Origin of the sequence: Lentzea cavernae (genome assembly GCF_014653695.1) — a bacterium.
Lineage (GTDB): Bacteria > Actinomycetota > Actinomycetes > Mycobacteriales > Pseudonocardiaceae > Lentzea > Lentzea cavernae.
The window spans coordinates 19644-39900 of the sequence record NZ_BNAR01000014.1 but is presented as its reverse complement, the minus strand read 5'-3'; the positions used below and the strand labels follow the sequence as shown (position 1 = coordinate 39900).

19 protein-coding genes and 1 riboswitch are annotated in these 20257 nt (G+C 69.3%); of the genes, 11 read left to right on the top strand and 8 right to left on the bottom strand.

From position 1 onward, the window contains the following. Positions 1-14: 14 nt before the first annotated feature. On the top strand, positions 15-860 hold the full coding sequence (rsmI, locus tag IE307_RS34590) for a 16S rRNA (cytidine(1402)-2'-O)-methyltransferase (protein ID WP_229905369.1): 846 nt from the start codon (positions 15-17) through the stop codon (positions 858-860). On the opposite strand, the gene IE307_RS34585 is transcribed toward rsmI, so the two are convergent. The 3 genes from IE307_RS34585 to IE307_RS34575 are packed head-to-tail and all read right to left on the bottom strand — an operon-like array spanning position 852 to position 3100. Further along, on the bottom strand, positions 852-1565 hold the full coding sequence (locus IE307_RS34585; protein WP_191303634.1) for an ABC transporter permease: 714 nt from the start codon (positions 1563-1565) through the stop codon (positions 852-854). The two genes, rsmI and IE307_RS34585, sit on opposite strands and share 9 nt — an antisense overlap. Continuing rightward, positions 1555-2487 carry an ATP-binding cassette domain-containing protein gene (locus IE307_RS34580; RefSeq protein ID WP_191303633.1) on the bottom strand — a complete coding sequence of 311 codons (933 nt, stop codon included), beginning with the start codon at positions 2485-2487 and terminating at the stop codon, positions 1555-1557. Before IE307_RS34580 ends, IE307_RS34585 begins: the two co-directional genes overlap by 11 nt. Before the next feature lie 58 nt (positions 2488-2545). Beyond that, positions 2546-3100: a PadR family transcriptional regulator gene (locus IE307_RS34575; protein WP_191303632.1), complete on the bottom strand. Its 555-nt coding sequence runs from the start codon at positions 3098-3100 to the stop codon at positions 2546-2548. A gap of 53 nt (positions 3101-3153) precedes the next feature. Here IE307_RS34575 and metG point away from each other — a divergent pair, with 53 nt between their 5' ends. The 9 genes from metG to IE307_RS34530 all read left to right on the top strand — a co-directional run bounded on the left by metG (position 3154) and on the right by IE307_RS34530 (position 14566). After that, positions 3154-4947 carry a methionine--tRNA ligase gene (gene metG, locus IE307_RS34570; RefSeq protein WP_191303631.1) on the top strand — a complete coding sequence of 598 codons (1794 nt, stop codon included), beginning with the start codon at positions 3154-3156 and terminating at the stop codon, positions 4945-4947. 26 nt (positions 4948-4973) lie between these two features. After that, on the top strand, positions 4974-5780 hold the full coding sequence (locus IE307_RS34565) for a TatD family hydrolase (RefSeq protein WP_229905368.1): 807 nt from the start codon (positions 4974-4976) through the stop codon (positions 5778-5780). 292 nt (positions 5781-6072) lie between these two features. Next, positions 6073-7482 carry a resuscitation-promoting factor gene (locus IE307_RS34560; protein WP_191303629.1) on the top strand — a complete coding sequence of 470 codons (1410 nt, stop codon included), beginning with the start codon at positions 6073-6075 and terminating at the stop codon, positions 7480-7482. 478 nt (positions 7483-7960) lie between these two features. After that, complete coding sequence (rsmA, locus tag IE307_RS34555; RefSeq protein WP_229905403.1) at positions 7961-8791, top strand: 16S rRNA (adenine(1518)-N(6)/adenine(1519)-N(6))-dimethyltransferase RsmA; 831 nt, start codon at positions 7961-7963, stop codon at positions 8789-8791. An 88-nt stretch (positions 8792-8879) separates the two neighbouring features. Beyond that, positions 8880-8973: riboswitch (SAM riboswitch) on the top strand. A gap of 221 nt (positions 8974-9194) precedes the next feature. Continuing rightward, positions 9195-10193, top strand: a complete 999-nt coding sequence (locus tag IE307_RS34550; protein ID WP_191303627.1) for a methionine ABC transporter ATP-binding protein — start codon at positions 9195-9197, stop codon at positions 10191-10193. After that, complete coding sequence (locus IE307_RS34545; RefSeq protein ID WP_191303626.1) at positions 10190-10873, top strand: methionine ABC transporter permease; 684 nt, start codon at positions 10190-10192, stop codon at positions 10871-10873. Before IE307_RS34550 ends, IE307_RS34545 begins: the two co-directional genes overlap by 4 nt. Before the next feature lie 72 nt (positions 10874-10945). Continuing rightward, the gene (locus tag IE307_RS34540) at positions 10946-11707 is read left to right on the top strand and encodes a MetQ/NlpA family ABC transporter substrate-binding protein (RefSeq protein WP_229905367.1); all 762 of its coding nucleotides are present in this window, start codon (positions 10946-10948) and stop codon (positions 11705-11707) included. Positions 11708-11764: 57 nt separating this feature from the next. Beyond that, a complete protein-coding gene (locus IE307_RS34535) occupies positions 11765-12727 on the top strand; it encodes a 4-(cytidine 5'-diphospho)-2-C-methyl-D-erythritol kinase (RefSeq protein WP_191303624.1) in 963 nt (320 codons plus the stop codon). Positions 12728-12793: 66 nt separating this feature from the next. Then, entirely contained in the window at positions 12794-14566 is a 1773-nt protein-coding gene (locus IE307_RS34530; protein WP_191303623.1) for an ABC-F family ATP-binding cassette domain-containing protein, read from the top strand. Positions 14567-14582: 16 nt separating this feature from the next. Here the strand turns inward: IE307_RS34530 and IE307_RS47520 are convergent, their stop codons facing one another. Then, positions 14583-15923, bottom strand: coding sequence for a DivIVA domain-containing protein (locus IE307_RS47520; protein ID WP_308436428.1), 1341 nt, complete (start codon positions 15921-15923; stop codon positions 14583-14585). Between the two features lie 100 nt (positions 15924-16023). On the opposite strand from IE307_RS47520, the gene IE307_RS34505 reads away from it, so the two are divergent. Next, positions 16024-17637: a fatty acyl-AMP ligase gene (locus tag IE307_RS34505; protein WP_191303622.1), complete on the top strand. Its 1614-nt coding sequence runs from the start codon at positions 16024-16026 to the stop codon at positions 17635-17637. 164 nt (positions 17638-17801) lie between these two features. Here IE307_RS34505 and IE307_RS34500 read toward each other — a convergent pair whose 3' ends face one another. From IE307_RS34500 to IE307_RS34485, 4 genes are all read right to left on the bottom strand, one after another. Continuing rightward, the gene (locus IE307_RS34500) at positions 17802-18164 is read right to left on the bottom strand and encodes a hypothetical protein (RefSeq protein WP_191303621.1); all 363 of its coding nucleotides are present in this window, start codon (positions 18162-18164) and stop codon (positions 17802-17804) included. A 35-nt stretch (positions 18165-18199) separates the two neighbouring features. Continuing rightward, complete coding sequence (gene pth / locus IE307_RS34495; protein WP_191303620.1) at positions 18200-18763, bottom strand: aminoacyl-tRNA hydrolase; 564 nt, start codon at positions 18761-18763, stop codon at positions 18200-18202. Continuing rightward, entirely contained in the window at positions 18753-19259 is a 507-nt protein-coding gene (locus tag IE307_RS34490; protein WP_191303619.1) for a DivIVA domain-containing protein, read from the bottom strand. The genes pth and IE307_RS34490 overlap by 11 nt, the downstream gene beginning before the upstream one ends. Before the next feature lie 62 nt (positions 19260-19321). Then, the gene (locus IE307_RS34485; RefSeq protein ID WP_191303618.1) at positions 19322-19924 is read right to left on the bottom strand and encodes a 50S ribosomal protein L25/general stress protein Ctc; all 603 of its coding nucleotides are present in this window, start codon (positions 19922-19924) and stop codon (positions 19322-19324) included. Positions 19925-20257: the final 333 nt, after the last annotated feature.

Here is a 20257-nt window from a genome sequence, read left to right as displayed (position 1 = left end):
GTAGGGTGAAGCTTGTGAGTCCTGTATCCGGTTCAGGCCGTCTGGTCCTGGCAGCTACCCCACTCGGGGACGTTCGCGACGCTTCCGCACGCCTGATCGAGGCGTTGGAGACCGCCGACGTGATCGCCGCCGAGGACACCCGGCGGCTGCACGGCTTGGCCATGGCGTTGCAGGTCAAGCCCACCGGGCGGGTGATCAGCTTCTACGACCAGAACGAGGTCGGGCGCCTTCCCGGGCTGCTCGAATCGATCCGCAACGGCGAGACCGTGCTGCTCGTGACGGACGCCGGAATGCCGTCCGTGTCGGACCCCGGCTACCGGCTCGTCGCCGCGTGCGTCGAGCAGGACCTCACGGTCACGTGCCTGCCAGGGCCGTCCGCGGTGACGACGGCGCTCGCGCTGTCCGGCCTGCCGAGCGACAGGTTCGCGTTCGACGGGTTCCCGCCGCGCAAGTCCGGTGAGCGCAAGCGCTGGTTCGCCCCTCTGGCCACCGAGCAGCGGACCGTCGTCTTCTTCGAGGCCCCGCACCGGCTCGCGGACACGCTCGCGGACGCCGTGGAGGTGCTCGGGCCGGACCGCCGCGCCGCCGTGTGCCGCGAGCTGACGAAGAAGTACGAAGAGGTCGTGCGGGGGAGTCTGGCCGAACTCGCCGAGTGGGCCGTGGAAGGCGCACGCGGCGAGATCACCGTGGTGCTCGGGCCCGCTCCCGTCGCGGACACGCCCGACCTCGACACGCTCGTCGCCGAGGTGAAGCAGCGCGTCGCCGACGGGGAGCGGATGAAGTCGGCCGCCGCCGAGGTCGCGGAGGCGGCCGGGATCAGCAAGAAGACCCTCTACGACGCCGCGATCAAGTCAAGCTGACTCGCGGTTGAACGTCCGCACGCCGTAGAACACGCCGACCAGCACCAACGCCACGACCGAGATCAACCCGTAGAGCACCGAGCCGGGGTTGAAGATCGACCGCTCGGCGTCGACCACGTGCGCCAGCGGGTTGACCCGCGACAGCCAGTAGAGCCACCGCGGGCCGTTCGACATGGGCAGCAGCACGCCGCTCAAGAGCATCAACGGCACGATGGTCGCCGACAGCACGGACGCGAAGACGTACTCCAGCTTCACCTTCAGCGCGATCGCGTACGACACCGAGCCGATAGCGACGCCCAGCAACGCCACCAGGCCGAGGCCGAGCAGCATCTGCCCGGCCGTGGCCCGGAAGCCGAACAGCATCGCCGCCAGCATGATCAACAGACCCTGCACGACCAGCAGCAACACGTCCTTGCCGACCCTGCCGACGAGCAGCGCGACCCGGCTGACCGGGGTGACCCGCAGCCGTTCCATCACGCCTGTGCGGACCTCGGGCAGCAGCGAGAAGCCCGCGTATGCGGTGCCGAACAACGCCATCTGCACCAGCAGGCCCGGCACGAACCACTGCCAGCCGGTGTCGCCGAGCAGCGGTCCGAACAGCCCGAGGTAGAGCAACGGCTGGGCGAGCCCGAACACGACCGCGACCGGGTTGCGCACCACCGGCAGCATCACTCGGGAGAACACGAGCCAGGTGTCACGCAGCATTGGCTTCCTCCCGCAACGAGCGGCCGGTCATGGTCAGGAACACGTCGTCGAGCGTCGGCCGGTGCACCTGGACGCTGTGCAGCTCCACGCCGATGTTGTCGAGGTCGCGCAGCAGGCCCGGCAGCGCGCGGTCGCCGTTCGGGATGCGGAAGCTGACCTTCTCGCCCTCGGTCACGGCATCGGCGAACTTCGACGCGACGATCGAGGCTTGCGGTGTGCCGAGCACGACCAGGTCGCCGGACACGCGGTGTTTGAGCTCGTCCGGTGAGCCCTCGCCGACGATCGAGCCGTGGTCGATCACCAGCAGCCGGTCGCTCAGGAAGTCGGCCTCGTCGAGGTAGTGCGTGGTCAGGAAGACGGTGACGCCGTCGTCCTTGAGCTGCCTGATGTGCTCCCACAGGTTGCGGCGGCTCTGCGGGTCGAGCGCCGTGGACGGCTCGTCCAGGAACAGCAGGCGCGGGTCGTGCAGCATGCCCATCGCGATGTCGAGCCGGCGCTGCTGGCCGCCCGAGAGCGTGACGATCGCGCGCTTCTCCAGACCTGCCAGGTCGAACCGTTCGAGCAGGTCGGCAATCTTTCTGCGCGAGCCCTGCCTGGAGAGGCCGTAGAAGCGGGCCTGGAACTCCAGCTCGTCAGCGACGCGCTGGTCCAGGCCGCCGCCGCCCTTCTGGCCGACGTAGCCGATGTTGCGGCGCACACCCGCCGGGTCGGTCAGCAGGTCGTGCCCTGCGACGACCGCCTTGCCCGCCGTCGGCTGCAGCAGCGTGGTGAGCATGCGCAACGTCGTGGACTTGCCCGCGCCGTTCGGGCCGAGGAACCCGACGAGTTCCCCCTCGGCGACGTCGAAGTCCACCCCGCGGACGGCGTCCACGGGGCCGGTCTTGGTCGTGAACCGGCGCGCGAGGCCTCGTGCCTCGATCATGACTGAACCCCCTCTAGTCAACTTTGACTAGAGGCTAGCGAGAACTAATCAAGTTTGACTAGTCCCTCAGCTCGTACTCACCGGCCTCCAGGCGGTCGATCAGCTCCCGGGTCCAGCGCACCTGGCCCTCGAGGTGGACGAGCCACAGCCGGAACAGCTCGCTGACGTGCGCGGGCTTGCCCATCTCCGGCATCGACGCGATGCCGTGCCGCGTCGGCGTGAGCTGCCCTTCGAGACCTGCCAGCCGGTTCCTGAGCAGCACCACCGCCTGCTTGCGCGGCACGAGGTTGAGCATGGCCACGCCCGCGGAGACCTCGTCGTTGCCGGCGGTCGCGTCGGCCAGGGCGTGGGCGAGCAGGTCGTCCAGCTCGTGCTCGCCGGCCGCGGTGATCCGGTAGGTGGTGCGGGCGGGGCCCTCGTCGGACTCCTCGGTGCCGACCGGCTCCAGGAGTCCGTCCTTGGCCAGCGACTTCAGCGCGTGGTAGATCGAGCCGGGCTGCACGTTCGCCCAGCTGTCCGCCGACCACGACTTCAGCTCGCGGCGCACCACGTAACCGTGCGCCTCGCCGACGAGCTTGACCACGCCGAGCACCAGCATCCTGGTCGCGGACAACCGACCTCCCATGCAGTGAAAAGCGGCTGGCACCGCCTCCGTAGGCTATTGCCATGAGTGCCTCCGTACTGACCGCGGTGGCCTGGCCTTATGCCAACGGCCCCAGGCACATCGGTCACGTCTCCGGTTTCGGTGTCCCGTCCGACGTCTTCTCCCGCTACATGCGAATGTCCGGACACCGGGTGCTCATGGTCAGCGGCACGGACGAGCACGGCACACCCATCCAGGTGCAGGCCGAGAAGGAGGGCCTGACGGCCCGCGAGCTCGCGGACAAGTACAACCGCGTCATCGCCGGTGACCTGCAGGGCCTCGGCCTGTCCTACGACCTCTTCACCCGCACCACCACCGGCAACCACTACCAGGTGGTGCAGGACCTGTTCTCCGCGCTGTGGAAGAACGGCTACGTCGTCCCCAAGACGGAGATGGGCGCCATCAGCCCGTCGACCGGCCGCACGTTGCCCGACCGCTACATCGAGGGCACCTGCCCGATCTGCGGCTACGAGGGCGCGCGCGGCGACCAGTGCGACAACTGCGGCAACCAGCTCGACCCGTCGGAACTGATCAACCCGCGTTCGAAGATCAACGGCGAGACGCCGAAGTTCGTCGAGACCGAGCACCTGTTCCTCGACCTGTCCGCGTTCATCGACTCGCTGGGCAGCTGGATGGGGACGCGGTCGGACTGGCGTCCGAACGTGCTCAAGTTCTCGCAGAACCTGATCAAGGACCTGCGGCCGCGCGCCATCACCCGCGACCTCGACTGGGGTGTGCCGATCCCGCTCGACGGGTGGAGCGACCAGCCGATGAAGCGGTTCTACGTGTGGTTCGACGCCGTCATCGGGTACCTGAGCGCGTCCGTCGAGTGGGCGCGGCGCACCGGGAACCCGGATGCCTGGAAGGAGTTCTGGACGGGCGACGCCCAGGGCTACTACTTCATGGGCAAGGACAACATCGTCTTCCACTCGCTCATCTGGCCGTCGCTGCTGCTCGGGCAGAACGGCGCGGGCGACAAGGGCGGTGAGGCCGGCCGGTTCGGCACGCTGAACCTGCCGACCGAGGTCGTGTCGTCGGAGTACCTGACGATGAGCGGCTCGAAGTTCTCGACCTCGCGCGGCACCGTGATCTACGTCGGCGACTTCCTGAAGGAGTTCGGGCCGGACGCGCTGCGGTACTTCATCTCCGTCGCAGGCCCCGAGAACCAGGACACCGACTTCACCTGGGAGGAGTTCGTCCGCCGGACGAACTTCGAGCTGGCGAACGAGTGGGGCAACCTGGTCAACCGCTCGATCTCGATGGCGCACAAGAACGTCGGCGCGATCCCGAAGGCCACGGCGCTGACCCCGGCCGACCACGAGCTGCTCGCGCAGTCCAAGGCGGCGTTCGAGACGGTCGGCGCGCACCTGCGCCGCTCGCGGTTCAAGCAGGCCTCCGGCGAGGCCATGCGCGTGATCTCCCTGGCGAACAAGTACCTGTCCGACCAGGAGCCGTGGAAGCTCAAGGACGACCTGGACCGCCGCGACTCGGTGCTGCACACGGCGCTGCAGGTCGTTCAGGACGCGAACACGCTCATGACGCCGTTCCTGCCGCACTCGGCGCAGAAGGTGCACGAGGCGTTGGGCGGCACGGGCGTGTGGGCCGCACAGCCGGAGATGACCGAGGTCGACGACCTGGACATCCCCGAGCGCTCGTACCCGGTGCTGACCGGTGACTACGCCGGTGAGCAGGCCAAGTGGGAGTCCACGCCCCTCGAGGTCGGCCGCCCGCTGCAGAAGCCGTCGCCGCTGTTCTCGAAGCTCGAGCCGAAGCTGGGCGAGACCGGGCCCGAGTGGGCTCCGATCGTCACCGACTAGTGGCGGACAAGCGTGAACGACCGCCGGTGCCGGAGACTCTTCCGGCACCGGTGATCGACGCCCACACGCATCTCGACGCGTGCGGGGCCGTCGACGCCGCGGACGTGGCAGTCCTGCTCGATCGGGCGGAGGCCGCCGGCGTCTCGCACGTGATCACCGTGGCGGACGACCTCGCGGCCGCGCGATGGGCCGCCGAGGCGTCCACTTGGGACTCCCGGGTCTACGCGGCGGTGGCCGTGCACCCGACGCGCACCTCCTCGTTCGGTGACGTGGAGAAGGCGGAGCTGGAGCGGCTGGCCGTCCTGCCCCGTGTGGTGGCGATCGGCGAGACCGGTCTGGACTATTACTGGGACTACTCGCCGCCCGCTGCCCAGCACGAGGCTTTCCGTTGGCACATCGACCTTTCCAAGCGCGTCGGGAAGCCGTTGATGATCCACGACCGGGACGCGCACGAGGACATCCTCAAAGTCCTGGACTCCGAGGGCGCACCGTCCACTGTGGTGTTCCACTGCTTCTCCGGTGACGCGGACTTCGCTCGCCGGTGCGTCGACGCGGGGTACGTGCTGTCGTTCGCGGGCCCGGTGACGTTCAAGAACGCCCGCGCGCTGCGCGAGGCGGCACAGCTCGTGCCGCAAGATCAGCTGCTGGTGGAGACGGACGCGCCGTTCCTGACGCCCCATCCGTTCCGGGGCCGTCCAAACGAACCCTATTGTGTGAATTACACAATTCGGGACCTCGCTACCCTGCGTGGCGAAGATCTTTCTGAACTCTGCGCCGCCGTCACCCGTACTGCTCAACGAGTGTTCGGGCTTGACCACCCAAATGCGACGTAGAGCGAACGGAGTACAGGGTTCCTCCCCCCACGGGGTGACTGACGTCACAACATTGGTGGGGGTGTTTGCGCAACGTGCTTTGCCCCGTTACGGTCCCGTGACTGTGCCACCTGAGCCGACGTTGTCGGTTCGGAGCACGCCCGCAGTCGGGGCGGGACCAAAGCCAGAAGCGCGAAGAAGCGAGACCACGTAGGAGGAGTTGCCGGGAACCTTCGAGCTCCAACTCGAATGATCTTGTCAACGCCAACTGTGCGGTGGCCTCACAGCTTCCGCAATGGAGGTATCGACCCTGATGTCCGGTAGCGACAGAACTGCCGCGCCTTACGACTTCGACGACGACACGGACTGGTTCACGCCGGTCGGTGGCACGGCGGTCGGCGTCGTCGACCCCCACCCGAGCTTTCCCGCCGGTGCGCTGACCATCACGCCCGCGGACGTGCTCGAGGTTCTCGGCCCGGACGCGGACGACCTCCTCGCGTCGGCCAACGTCGACGTCGACGAGCTGATCCGTCTCATCAACGCCGAGACGACGATCATGCCGCCCCTCGTCCTCCCGTCGGAGGAAGAGGAGCAGCGCGACCCGCAGGTCCTCGTCAAGGCCGCCTCGACGTGGAAGCGCCGCTTCCTCAAGGGCGCGGTCGCCGCGGTCCTCGTGTCGATCTCCGGCGGCGGCGTGACCGCGATGGCGATGGACAAGTCGCTGACCGTCGAGGTCGACGGCGCGCTGCAGACCGTCCACTCCTACGAGGGCACGGTCGGCGACGTCCTGGCGGAGGAAGGCATCGTCGTCGGTGAGCACGACGCCCTGTCCCCGTCGCTGAACGCCCCGATCTCCGACGGCGGCAAGATCAGCCTCGACCGCGGCCGCCTGCTCAAGATGAGCGTCGACGGCCAGGCCCGCGAGGACTGGGTCCGCTCCGTCACCGTCGAGGAGGCCGCCAAGCAGTTCGGCGTCCCGCTCGAAGGCGCGTGGATGTCCGCGCCCGGCTCGCAGGACATCCCCCTCGAGGGCATGAACCTCGAGGTCAAGACCAGCAAGACCATCAAGCTGTTCGACGGCGCGAACCCGGTCCGCGAGGTCAAGACCACCGCACTGACCGTCGACGAGCTCCTCAAGGGCGAGAACCTCACCCTCGGCGCCGAGGACTCCGTCGCGTCCGGCATGGACGTCCGCTTGGCCACCGGCGCCGAGGTCTACATCTCCCGCACCGGCGTCACGGTCATCAACGTGAACGAGCCGGTCGCCCCTCCGGTCGAGAAGACCAACGACCCGAACATGAACGCGGGCGAGCAGAAGGTCACCGACCCCGGCACCCCGGGCGAGCAGACCTCGCAGTACCGCGTGACGGTGAAGAACGGCAAGGAGATCAGCCGCGAGAAGATCAGCGGCAAGGTCACCAAGGAGCCGAAGCCCAAGAAGATCACCGTGGGCACCAAGCCCCTCCCCGACGGCGACGTCTGGGACAGGCTCGCCAAGTGCGAGGCGGGCGGCAACTGGGCCATCAACACCGGCAACGGCTACTACGGCGGCCTCCAGTTCTCGGCCAGCACCTGGGCGGCCCACGGCGGCACCGCCTTCGCCCAGCTCCCGCACCAGGCCAGCCGCGAACAGCAGATCGCCATCGCCACCAAGCTCCGCGACCGCGCAGGCGGCACCTACGGCGCCTGGCCGGGCTGCCGCGCGAAGCTCGGCCTGCCGTAAACCGCACTCCTCTCTCCGTCCCCAGACCGAGGCCGCCCTGGTTCGCCAGGGCGGCCTCCGTCGTTCCCGGCCGCCTTCAGGGCTGCTGTGGGCGGCTGGGTGTGGCTGGCGGCGGTCCTGGGGCTGGGGGAGTGCACCCGCCACGGGAGAGACGGGGCGGCGTGTCGACACCCCGGCCGGCTGTGCCGAACGCGGCGAAGCTGCGGCGAGCGAGGTTGCAGCAGCGAGGTGGGGCGAGGCTGCTGCGGGCGAGGCTGCGAAGGGCGTGGCGTGGCTGCGGCTGGCGGCGGTCCTGAGGCCGGGCTGGGGGAGCGCACCCGCCACGGGAGAGGCGGGGTGGCGCGTCGGCATCCCGCCAGCTGTCCCAAACGGGGGCAAAGCTGCAGCGGCGCGAGGCAGGGCGTGGCTCCCCAAGCCAGACCCGCGAGGTACCAACCACCCTTCCCGCCACCGAGCCTGCGAGAATGCCTGGGTGAGCCTGTTGGGACCTGCCGAAGTCCGCCGTCTAGCCGCAGAACTGGACATCCGCCCGACCAAGAAACTGGGCCAGAACTTCGTCCACGACCCCAACACCGTCCGCAAGATCGTCACCGCGGCCGAACTCGCACCCGACGACATCGTCCTGGAAGTAGGCCCGGGCCTGGGCTCCCTGACCCTCGCCCTGCTCCCCAACGCCAGCCAGGTCGTGGCGGTGGAAATCGACCCGCCCCTGGCGAACCGCCTCCCGCAGACCGTCACCGAGATGGACCCGGACAACGCGAACAAGCTCCACGTGGTCCTCAAAGACGCCATGAAGGTCACCCAGCAGGACCTCCCGGCCCAACCGACCGCGATCGTCGCCAACCTGCCGTACAACATCGCCGTCCCGGTGGTGCTGCACCTCATGGCCGAGCTGCCGACCCTCCACAAAGGTCTGGTGATGGTCCAGGCCGAGGTGGCCGACCGCATGGCGGCCAAGCCGGGCAACAAGATCTACGGCGTGCCCAGTGTGAAGCTCGCCTGGTACGCCGAGGCGAAGAAGGCCGGCTCCATCGGCAAGAACGTGTTCTGGCCCGCGCCCAACGTCGACTCGGGGCTGGTGTGGTTTCAGCGCCACGAGAATCCGCTGTCCACAGTGGACCGCAAGCGCCTCTTCCAGATCGTCGACGCCGCTTTCGCGCAGCGTCGCAAGACGCTGCGGGCCGCGCTCAAGGGCTGGGCCGGCGGTACGGACGAGGTCGACGAACTGCTCCGGAAGGCGGGCGTGGATCCGCAGGCCAGGGGTGAGCAGTTGAGCGTGATCGACTTCATCCGGATCGCGGAGGTCTAGGCCGGGGATCCTTCGGCCATCAGTGTGATCTGTCGAACGAATCGGGTTTTGGCTTGCGCAACCGAACGTCCGTCCGGTTGACTGCTACTTGCCATCCGGAGCGACTGAGAGACCTGGCTCTACGACGTCGCAGCAACCACCCGCTGGATGCGGGCAGGTGCTAACGCCAGGACCGATGGAGGATCACCATGGGTACCACGCGAATGCTGACGCGCCGTCGAGTCATCGACCAGTGCCGTCGCTCGTCTTCTGCATGTCGTCGCCACCTCGTCTAAGGCGCATTCTCACAGTCCTTTGACGCGCACTCGTCTGATGAGTGGCGCACATACCTGAGCAGCAACTTCGACCGCGCACGTCCGCCACGAGCGGGCGAGGTGCCGTCGCGCGCAGCCGTGGAGCAGACGTGATCACTGTCGAAAACCTCACCAAGTCCTTCCAGGGCGTCAGTGCCCTCAACGGCGTGACCCTCGACGTCGAGGCCGGCACCGTGCTCGGTGTCGTCGGACCGAGCGGTGCCGGCAAGTCCACTCTCGCCCGCTGCGTCGCGCTGCTCGAGCGTCCCGACTCCGGGGCGATCCGCGTCGACGGCACGGACATCACCAGCCTCGACGGGTCGGCGCTGCGGGCCGCTCGTCGTCAGATCGGCGTTGTGCCGCAAGGGGATTCGCTTCTCCGGCAGCGCACGGCGGCCGGCAACATCGCGCTTCCGCTGGAGTCCGCCGGCGTGCCCGGGCCGCAGCGGCGGACGAGGGTCGGCGAGCTGCTCGACCTCGTCGGGCTCACCGACAAGGCCGCCGCGTACCCCGACCAGCTGTCGGGCGGGCAGCGTCAGCGCATCGCCGTGGCGCGTGCGCTCGCCGCGAACCCGTCGGTGCTGCTCGCCGACGAGCCCACCAGCGCGCTGGACCCGGAGACGACCGGTTCCGTGCTGACGGTGCTCGACCGTGCGCGCGCTGAGCTGGGTGTGACGGTTCTCGTCGTCACGCACGACATGAACGTGGTCCGGAAGATCTGCGACGACGTCGCCGTGCTCGAGCAGGGGCGCGTCGTCGAACACGGCAAGGTCCTCGACCTGGTCGGCAACCCGGTCAGCCGCACGAGCAGTGCGCTGCTGCCCGCCGTCGACCTGAACCCGATCAACGAGAGCAGCTACGACCGCGTCGCGGACGTCGTGCTCGTCGGGTTCGCCGCGGTCGGGGCGTTGCTGCCCGAGGCCGCGCACCGGTTCGGGGTGGAACTCAACATCGTCGGCGGTGGCCTGACGCGCCTGGGTGAGACCCCGGTCGCGCGCTTCCGCCTGGGGCTGAACGGCGAACGCTCCGACTCCGCTCTCGAGTGGATCGGCGAGGCCGGCGGCGCTGTGCAGAGGTCCTTGAAGGGGCCACAGGGAGTAGCTGCGTGAGGTCTGCAACACCCTGGTCCGACGTCATCACCTATCTCGTCGAAGCCACTGGCGAGACGCTGTACATGGTCGGCGTTTCCACCGTCATCGCAACAGTTCTCGGTGTTCCCGTAGGAGTCTGGCTGCAGCTCACCGCCAAGGGCGGGCTGCGGCCGAACACCGCGGTGCACCGGGTCCTGAGCTTCGTCACCGACCTGGGCCGCTCGATGCCGTTCATCGTGCTGCTCGTCGCTCTCACATCGGTCACCCGCCTCATCGTGGGCGGGTCGATCGGCAGCACGGCGGTCATCGTGCCGCTCGCCGTGGGAGCGATCCCATTCGTGGGAAGACTGGTGCAGAACATCCTGTCCGAGGTGCACGTGACCGTGGTCGAGGCCGCGATCACCACGGGCGCCTCGACGTTGAAGATCGTGCGCAGCGTGCTGATCCGCGAGTCGCTGCCCGCGCTGATCAACGCCATCGGCGTCACCGTGATCGCCCTCATCGGGTACTCGGCGATGGCCGGCGTGATCGGTGGCGGCGGCCTCGGGGACCTGGCGATCCGCGAGGGCTACCAGCGCTTCAACGACCGGATCCTGTGGAGCACCGTGGCGTGGCTCGCCGTGCTCACCACCGTGATCCAGCTCGGTTTCACCCGTGCCGCCCGTGCGTTCGACCGGCGCCGGCACGCCTCCGTCTGACCCGTAGCAAGTTTTCTCAAAAGGAACGTCATGCGTATTCGTGCTGCCCTGATCGCAGTCACTTTGACCGGTTTGACCGCTCTGTCCGCCTGCTCGTCGGGTGGCGCGAGCAGCTCCTCCGACACGCTGAAGGTCGGCGTCTCACCGGTTCCGCACGCCCAGATCCTCAAGTACGTGGCGGACAACCTCGCCTCGTCGAAGGGTCTCAAGATCGAGGTCGTCGAGTTCACCGACTACGTGCAGCCGAACACGGCGCTGGTCGACGGGTCGCTCGACGCCAACTACTTCCAGACCGTCCCGTACCTGGAGACGTTCACCAAGGAGTCCGGCGCCAAGGTCGAGTGGGTCGGGCCCGTCCACGTCGAGCCGCTCGGCCTGTACTCCAAGAAGGTCAAGAAGCTCGACGAGCTGCCCAGCGGCGCCAAGATCGCCGTCGCCAACGACGCCACCAACGAGGCCCGCGGCCTGAAGCTGCTGGAGGCGAACGGCCTCATCAAGCTCAAGGCCGTCGACCAGCCGACCGTGCGCGACCTGGCGGAGAATCCCAAGAACCTGCAGTTCGTGCCCCTGGAGGCCGCTCAGCTGCCGCGTTCGCTGGAGGACACCGACGCGTCGGTCATCAACGGCAACTACGCCATCGACGCGGGCCTCAAGCCGGCCACCGACTCGCTCGCGCTGGAGAAGGCGGAGGGCAACCCGAACGCGAACGGCCTGGTCACCCGCACCGAGCTCAAGGACGACAAGCGCGTGAAGGACCTGGCGGAGCTGCTCGCGTCGCAGCAGGTCAAGGACTACATCAAGCAGACCTTCGACGGCTCCGTCATCCCGGTCTGACGATGACTGCGACCGGGGGAGGAGTCCGGGACCCCAGAACGCCCGTAGGCTGACGTGGTGCTCGCAGTCGTTCCTCCCCCGGTCACAGTTCGCGTTCCGGCCAAGGTCAACCTGCACCTGGCCGTGGGTGACGTGCGCCCGGACGGTTACCACGACCTGGTGACGGTCTTCCAGGCGCTGTCGCTGGTAGACGAGGTCACGGTCGCGGTCGCCGACGAGCCGGGCGTCGAGGTCCACGGAGAGGGCGCCGACCAGGTGCCCACCGGAGCCTCGAACCTCGCCTGGCGCGCGGTGCAGCTGCTCGCCACGCACGTCGGCAAGGACCCGGACGACCCGAAGGTCCGCGTCGTCATCCGCAAGGCCATCCCGGTCGCGGGCGGCATGGCGGGCGGCAGCGCCGACGCGGCGGCGACGCTGGTCGGCCTGTCGGCGTTGTGGCGCCTCGAGATCAGCCGCGACGAGCTGGCCGAACTGGCCGGGAAGCTCGGCGCGGACGTCCCCTTCGCCCTCTACGGCGCGACCGCCCTCGGCACCGGCCGCGGCGAACGGATCGTGCCCGTGCTGGGCCGCCACCAGTTCCACTGGGTGCTGGCGTTCGACCGCCGCGGACTGTCCACTCCGGACGTCTTCGACGAGCTGGACCGCCTGCGCGCGGAGGGCGACCCGCCGCGCGTCGGCCAGGTCGAGACGGTGCTCGAAGGCCTGTCCTCCGGCGACCCGCGCCAGCTCGCCCTGCTCCTCGGCAACGACCTGCAGGCCGCCGCCGTCTCGCTGCGCCCGAACCTGCGTCGCACGCTGCGCGCGGGCGTCGACGCGGGTGCGCTGGCCGGCATCGTGTCCGGTTCCGGCCCCACGACGGCGTTCCTGTGCGAGGACGGCGACGCGGCGGTCCGCGTTGCCGCTGAGCTCGCCGGTGCCGGTGTGTGCCGCACGGTCCGCGTGGCGCACGGCCCGGTGCCCGGAGCGCGCGTGATCACGACTGAAGAGCCGAAGCCGACGCCGCCCGAAGTGCACGCGTAGCCGTCGGCGATTTGGCCCGCCTGGGTAGCCTGCACCGGGCAGTTTCTTACTAGTCGTGAGGTTTTGATGGCCAACCTGGTCAACCTGGAGTCCGTGTCGAAGTCGTTCGGCGTCCGGCCGCTGCTCGACCGCGTGTCGCTCGGCGTCAACGACGGCGACCGCATCGGTGTCGTCGGCCTGAACGGCGGCGGCAAGACGACGCTGCTCGAGGTGCTGGCCGGGGTGGAGCCCGCCGACGACGGCCGCGTGTCGCGGTCGCGCGACCTGCGCATGGCCGTCGTGACGCAGCGGACCGAGCTCCCGGACGGCTCGACCGTGCGCAACGCGGTGATCGACCCGCTCGGGTTCGACGCCGAGCACGAGTGGGCGTCCGACGCCCGCGTCCGGTCCATTTTGGACGGACTGGGGATCACGGCGCTGGGCCTGGACTCCGTGGTGTCGAGGATGTCCGGTGGTGAACGGCGCCGCGTCGTGCTGGCGGCCGCGCTGATCCAGGACCTCGAGCTGCTGGTCCTGGACGAGCCGACGAACCACCTCGACGTCGAGGGCGTGCGGTGGCTCGCGGAGCACCTGCTCGCCCGCAGGTGCGCGCTCGTCGTCGTCACCCACGACAGGTGGTTCCTCGACACCGTCTGCAACCGCACGTGGGAAGTGGTGAACGGCAAGGTCGAGCAGTACGAGGGCGGCTACGCCGACTGGATCTTCGCGCGCGCCGAGCGGCAGCGGCTCGCGGACACGCTGGAGGAGAAGCGGCAGAACCTGGCGCGCAAGGAGCTCGCGTGGCTGCGCCGCGGCGCGCCGGCCCGCACCTCGAAGCCGCGCTACCGGATCGAGGCCGCCGAGGCCCTGATCGCGGACGTGCCGCCGTTGCGCGACAACGTGGAGCTGCTCGCGTTCGCCAAGAAGCGCCTGGGCCGCACGGTGATCGAGGTCGAGGACGCCACACTGTCCATTCCGGACCGCGTACTGGTGCGCGACCTGACGTGGCGCATCGGCCCCGGTGAGCGGATCGGGCTCGTCGGCGTCAACGGGTCGGGCAAGACGACGCTGCTGAAGCTGCTGGCGGGCGAACGCGAACCCGAGACGGGCAAGCGGATCCAGGGTTCGACGGTGAAGATCGCGCACCTCTCGCAGGAGCTGCTCGACCTCAACGGGTCGATGCGCGTGCTGGAGGCCATCGAGGAGGTCGCGCGCCGCGTCGTCCTCGGCAAGTACGAGATGTCGGCCTCCCAGCTGGGCGAGCGCTTCGGGTTCTCGTCGCAGAAGCAGTGGACGCCGGTGTCGGACCTGTCCGGTGGTGAGCGGCGGCGGTTGCAGCTGTGCCGGCTGCTGATGGCCGAGCCGAACGTGCTGCTGCTCGACGAGCCGACCAACGACCTCGACATCGACACGTTGCAGCAGCTGGAAGACCTGCTCGACTCGTGGGCCGGCACGCTCGTCGTGATCTCGCACGACCGCTACCTGGTCGAGCGCGTGTGCGACAAGGTCGTCGCGCTGTTCGGCGACGGCGGGCTGACCGAACTGCCCGGCGGCATCGAGGAGTACCTGAAGCGCCGCGACTCGCTGCGCGACAGGGAGTCCGCCGCGCCCGCGCCCTCCTCCGGCAAGGCGCCGTCGAACGCCGCCGACCAGCGCGCCGCCCGCAAGGACCTGGCACGGCTGGAGCGGCGCCTCGAGGTGCTGCACAAGAAGGAGGCCGAGCTGCACGCCGCGCTCGCCGAGGCCTCGACCGAGCCCGACCGGCTGCTCAAGCTCGACGCCGAGCTCCGCGCCGTGCTGGCGGAGGAGTCCGAAGTGGAGACCGCCTGGATGCTCGCGGCCGAGGTCGTCGAAGGCTGATCGGGTGCCGCGGGGGCTACTTGCCCTTGCGGCGCAGTTCGTCGGCGAGCTGGGGCAGCAGCTCGTCGATGAACGACGTGTCGTAGCCCTGGCCGGAGAGCAGCGCGTAGCTGAAGCGCGCCTTCATGACCTCTTCCGAGGTCGCCCCGAGCATGCCGTCGAGCGCGACGCCGATCTCCTCCAGCATCCTGTCGACCTGCGCGGTGCGGTAACCGCGCTGGCCAGACGCCGCCTGGGGGATCCGCAGCTGGCGCAGGTCCTTCCACGACTTGACCGACGGCATGCTGCTGCGCACCGGGCCGGAGAGCTGCTGCTCGATCTGGCCCAGGAACGCGTCGACCTCGGTCTCGTCGTAGCCGCGCCTGCCGATCAGCGGCCGGGAGAACCGGATGTCGCGGACGTCCTTGCCGGTCAGGTTGTCCTGGCCGAGCAGCGTCGCCTCGATGCGGTCGAGGAACGCGTCCACCTGGGTCTCCTGGTAGCCGCGGCGGCCGCGCGGAGGACGGTGGAACGCGATGTTGCGGATGTCCGCCGCCGTGAACTTCGCCGCCTCGACGGACTGCTGCGACGCGGGCTGCTGCGCGGGCGTCCGCTTCTGAGGCATGGGCTGACGGGGGCGCTGCTGAGGCTTCTGGGGACGCGGATCCGGCTGTGCGCTGCGCTGCTGCGGCCGTTGCTGCTGCTGCGGGAGGGGCGGGATCTGCGTGGTCGGCGGACCGGCGTCGCGCGGGGGCGGTGCGGTCTCGAACATCAGCACCACGAGGTCGAGGAACGTGTCGACGTCTTCGGAGTCGTAGCCGAACGTGCCGGGCGCGGTCTCGCCGAACACGGCGTCCTGCACCTGCTGGGCGGTCAGGTTGTCCCTGCCGCGCAGGGTCTGCTCGATGCGGTCGAGGAACGCGTCGATCTGCCCCTCGTGGTAACCGCGGGTCCCCGGTCTTGGCTTGTGGAAGCGCACAGCGGCCACGTCGTCGGGGGACAACCGGACCGCGGGTCTCATCGCCTGCGACGTGGCGTGCGCGCCCTGGGCGGGTGCTGAGGCCTGCTGGCGTTGCGGAGTGGACCGCAGCGTGTCCGCCACGAGTTCCATGAAGACGTTGACCTCGTTCACGTCGTAGCCCGGATCCCGGGTCGCCGTGCTGAACTTGACGCCCAGCACGTCCTCGCGCGTGAGGATGTCCTTGCTCTTCATGGTGCCCTCGACCCTGTCGAGGAACGCGTCCACCTCAGCCGCGTCGTACCCGCGCTGACCACGCGGGGGACGGTGGAACGCGACCAGGGCCACGTCCTGCGCGGAGAGCAGAGGTGCCGGATGCGCGGGCAGGGAATGCTGCGCTCCGGGGCCGCCCCGATCCACCAATGACCTCCTCCTGCGTACCTGTACTGGGGAGTATCGCGTTTCGCGTGGCATAACGTTTCGCCCTGATGGACCAAAGGCCGCCACTACGATCGCGAACATGAGTCAGTTCGTGGATGTGATGCTGGCGACGGCCTCCAACGGCAGCGACAGGGGCATGACGACGGGGGAACCCGCCGCGCCGGTCCGCCGGACCTGGGCCGAGGTGCACGAACGCGCCCGGCGGATGGCCGGTGCGCTCGACGTGGCGCCGGGCACCGCGATCGCCGTGCTCGCCGCCGAACCAGCCGTGATCGCCCCAGCCGTGCAAGCCGCATGGCTGTGTGGTGGCAGCGTCACGATGTTGCATCAACCCACACCGCGCACCGACCTGGCCGAGTGGGCCGAGGACACGTTGCGGGTGCTCGCCATGATCGATTCGCACCTGGTCCTGCTCGGCAGCCCCTTCGACGCCCTGGCTGCCGTTCTGGACCAGCACGGAGTGCCCTACAAACTGCTCTCCGAACTCGATGCGGAACCGATCGCTGCTCCTGTTCCCACCCCCGAGGATGCCACGGCACTGCTGCAGTTGACGAGTGGGTCGACCGCTGATCCCAAGGCGGTGCGAATCACGCACCGCAACCTGATGGCGAACGCCGAGGGAATGCGCATCGCGGCGGCGCTGGATCCCACGTCAGACGTCATGGTGTCGTGGCTGCCGCTCTTCCACGACATGGGCATGGTGGGCTTCCTCACCGTCCCCATGCTGTTCGGCCTGGAACTGGTGAAGGTCACCCCGGTCGACTTCCTGTCGCGCCCGACGCTGTGGGCCGACCTGATCACCCGGCACCGCGGCACCATCACCGCCGCGCCGAACTTCGCCTACGCGATCGTGGCGCGCCGCCTGGCTTCGTCGTCCGACGCGTTCGACCTGTCCTCCCTGCGCCTGGCGCTCAACGGAGCCGAGCCGATCGACCCGGCGGCGGTGAAGTCGTTCGTGGACGCCGGCGCGCGCTTCGGACTGCGCCCCGAGTCGATCCTCGCGGCCTACGGCATGGCGGAGACCACTCTGGGTGTGGCTTTCGCGCCCCTGTTCACCGGTTTGTCGGTGGACGTCGTGGACGCGGACGCGTTGGAGGCCAAGCACCGCGCGGTGCCCACGGAGGGTGGGCGTGCGTTCCCGTTGCTCGGACCGCCGCTGGAGGGCCTGGAACTGCGGGTGGTGTCGGACGAGGGCGCGGTCCTGGGCGTCCGGGACGTCGGTGAGCTGCAGATCCGCGGCGAGGCCGTGACACCCGGCTACCTGACCGTGGACGGCCCACTGGCCACTCAGGACGCCGAGGGCTGGCTGTCCACCGGGGACGTCGGGTACATCGTGGAGGACGGCCAGGTCGTCGTCTGCGGGCGCCGCAAGGACGTCATCATCATGGGCGGGCGGAACATCTACCCGACCGATGTGGAGCGTGCCGCCTGCTCGGTCGAGGGCGTGCGACCCGGTAACGCCGTCGCGGTGCGACTGGACGCCGGGACGCAGCGCGAGCGGTTCGCCGTGGTGCTGGAGTCGAAGCTCGCCGGTGACGCCGAGGCCGAGAAGGACCTCGTGAAGCAGGTCACCGCTCGCGTTGTGGACGCCGTGGGGCTGCGACCGTTCGCCGTGGTGGTGCAGCCGCCGGGGACGCTGCCCAAGACGCCCTCGGGCAAGCTGAGGCGGTCCGCGGCGGCCGGGTTGGTCTGAGCCCGGGCTTGTGCCGTCGGCGCGGCTTCTTCACGCTCTTGTGGGGGAGCCGCACCGAGGACTTTGCGGGAGCCGAACGGGTGAGGTGGAGGCAGCAGCCGGCGACGAGACCGAGGAGCAGGCCGGAGAAGCTCCTCATCGTGTCCGGGCGGCGGTGGGAGCGGTTACGCGGCATGGCGTTCGGCTGTCCTCGCCACGAACCGGCGCAGCTCCTTCGAGGTGGGAGCGGGGAGCTTGTTCGCCACTCTCCTGAGCACGTGGCGTGCTTCGAGCGGGTTGCCGCAGCACTCGTAGACCCCGCACCGGGTGCCGCCGTCGAAGTCGCGCAGGTGGCGGTACGGGTCGTGGAGGTGCTCGGTCCAGAGGCGGAGCGACGACTCGACCGCGCCCTGCCAGAGGGCGGGGTCGCCGTCCTCGAGCACGCGGATGTCGGCGAGCAGGCGGGACGACATGCCCCGGACGACGGAATACCGGTACACCGGGAGCTGGAGCAGCTGCCGGGCCTTGCGCGGGCGCCTAGGCGGCATGGCCCTTTCGGTTGGTCATGCCGACCATTGTGCCGCTAGTGGAAAGCGTTTTGCGCGGCTTCCAGGCCCTTGGTGACCAGTGCCTCCGCCGCGTCGGCCGCCCGGTCGATCTCCAGGGCGAGCTGCTTGCGTTCGACGGTGGAGAAGTCCTTGAGGACGTAGTCCGCGGGGTCCTGGCGGCCGGACGGGCGGTCCACGCCGAAACGCAGGCGGTGGTAGTCCTTGGTGCCCAGGGACTTCGTGATGGAGCGGAGTCCGTTGTGGCCGTTGTCGCCGCCGCCGAGCTTCATGCGCAGCTGGGCGAACGGGAGGTCCAGCTCGTCGTGCACCACGAGGATCGTGGTGGGCTTGAAGAACTTCACGGCGCTCGCGACGGGGCCGCCGGAGAGGTTCATGAAGCTGCGGGGCTTCGCGAGGACGACGCGGTGGCCGGACAGGCGGCCCTCGACGACCTCGGCACCGGACTTGTGGGCCTTGAACTTGCCGCTCATGCGCGCCGCCAGCTCGTCGAGGACCAGGAAGCCGATGTTGTGGCGGTTGCCTTCGTACTTGGGGCCGGGATTGCCCAGTCCGACAACGAGGGCGAGGTCAGCGTCCACGGAACCGCAACTCCTGCTCGAGATCGTCCAGCAACGTGTCGACGGCCTGCACCTGGTACCCCTTGCCCAGCAGGCCGGACGTGGTGCTGAACCGGGTGTTGCGGACCTCGGTGGAGGTCATGGAGCCGCGACCGTCCAGGTTGGCCGCGGCACGGGCGACGAAGGCGTCGACTTCGGCGCGATCGTAGCCGGTGCCGGCCTTCGGGAGCTTGCGCTCGCGCAGTGCCTCGCCGGAGTCCAGACCCGTCGGCGGCACGATGCCGTTGCGGACCTGGAACTCCAGCAGGTGCAGGACGCCGTCGACGCTCAGCGGGTCGTAGCCGTTCGGGACCGCCGCGAACCTCACGGTGCGGATGTGGTCCGGGTTCAGCCGGAGACGGCCCGCGAGGGCGTCGGCGATGATCTGCAGGAACTCGTTGACCTGGCCCGGGTCGTACCCCTGCCGCTTGCGGCGGAAGGTCTTCGACCGGACGTCGGCCGGGCGCAGGTACTGCAACGGCGCGCCGCCCCCCTCGTGAGGAGGCGACGCGCCGTCGTTTCTGCCCGACGTGATGGGGCTCAGCTTTCCTCGGTGGCCTCAGCCGCCGGAGCAGCCTCGTCACCCTCGAGCTGCGCGGCGGACGGCGCCTCGTTGACGGCGACGACGAGAGCGTCGGCGTCGGTGATCAGCACCGCGCCTTCCGGCAGGGCCAGGTCGGAAGCGTGGATCTGGGTGCCGGCCTCGACGCCCGCGATCGACAGCTCGATCTGGTCCGGGATGTTCATCGCGTCGGACTCGATCTGGATCGTGCTGAGGTCCTGCGTCAGCAGCGTGCCCGACGCGGGCTCGCCGGAGATGACCAGCGGAACCTCGACGGTGACCTTCTCGCCGCGCTTCACGAGCAGCAGGTCGACGTGCTCGATGTAGTTCTTGATCGGGTGCGTGGTGACGGTCTTGGTGAGCGCCAGCTCGCTCTCGCCACCGAGGGCGAGGGTGAGGACGGCGTTCTGGCCGTGCTCGCGGATGACACGGGCGAACTCAAGCGCCGGCAGAGCCAGGTGCTTCGGGTCGGAACCGTGGCCGTAGAGCACCGCGGGGATCTTGCCGGCGCGACGGGTGCGGCGGGCTGCGCCCTTGCCGAATTCAGAGCGCTGCTCAGCGGCGAGACGGACCTCGGACACGGTGGGGTACTCCTTACAAGTCTGACCTTGTACGTCGGGGCGGTGCACAAGTCTTCGGCGGTTGAGGCTTGGTGGTGGCCAGCGGCGGCGAGCAGCGCGGAACGGGGGTCAACACGCGCGGCATCAAGCCACCGCGTCGATCACGCCGAGCTGGGGAGCTCGCCCTCGCCGAGGCAACCCGACCAGTGTAGGTGAGTGGGGGTGGGGGGTGCTAATCGGGGGTGGGTTGGGTTGCGGCTTCGCGGGTGGGTCGCCTTGTGGGTTGCGGCTTGGTGAGTGGGTTGGGTTGCGTGCGGCCTGTTGCCTTGCGTGCTTCCCCGGGGGGGGGGGGGG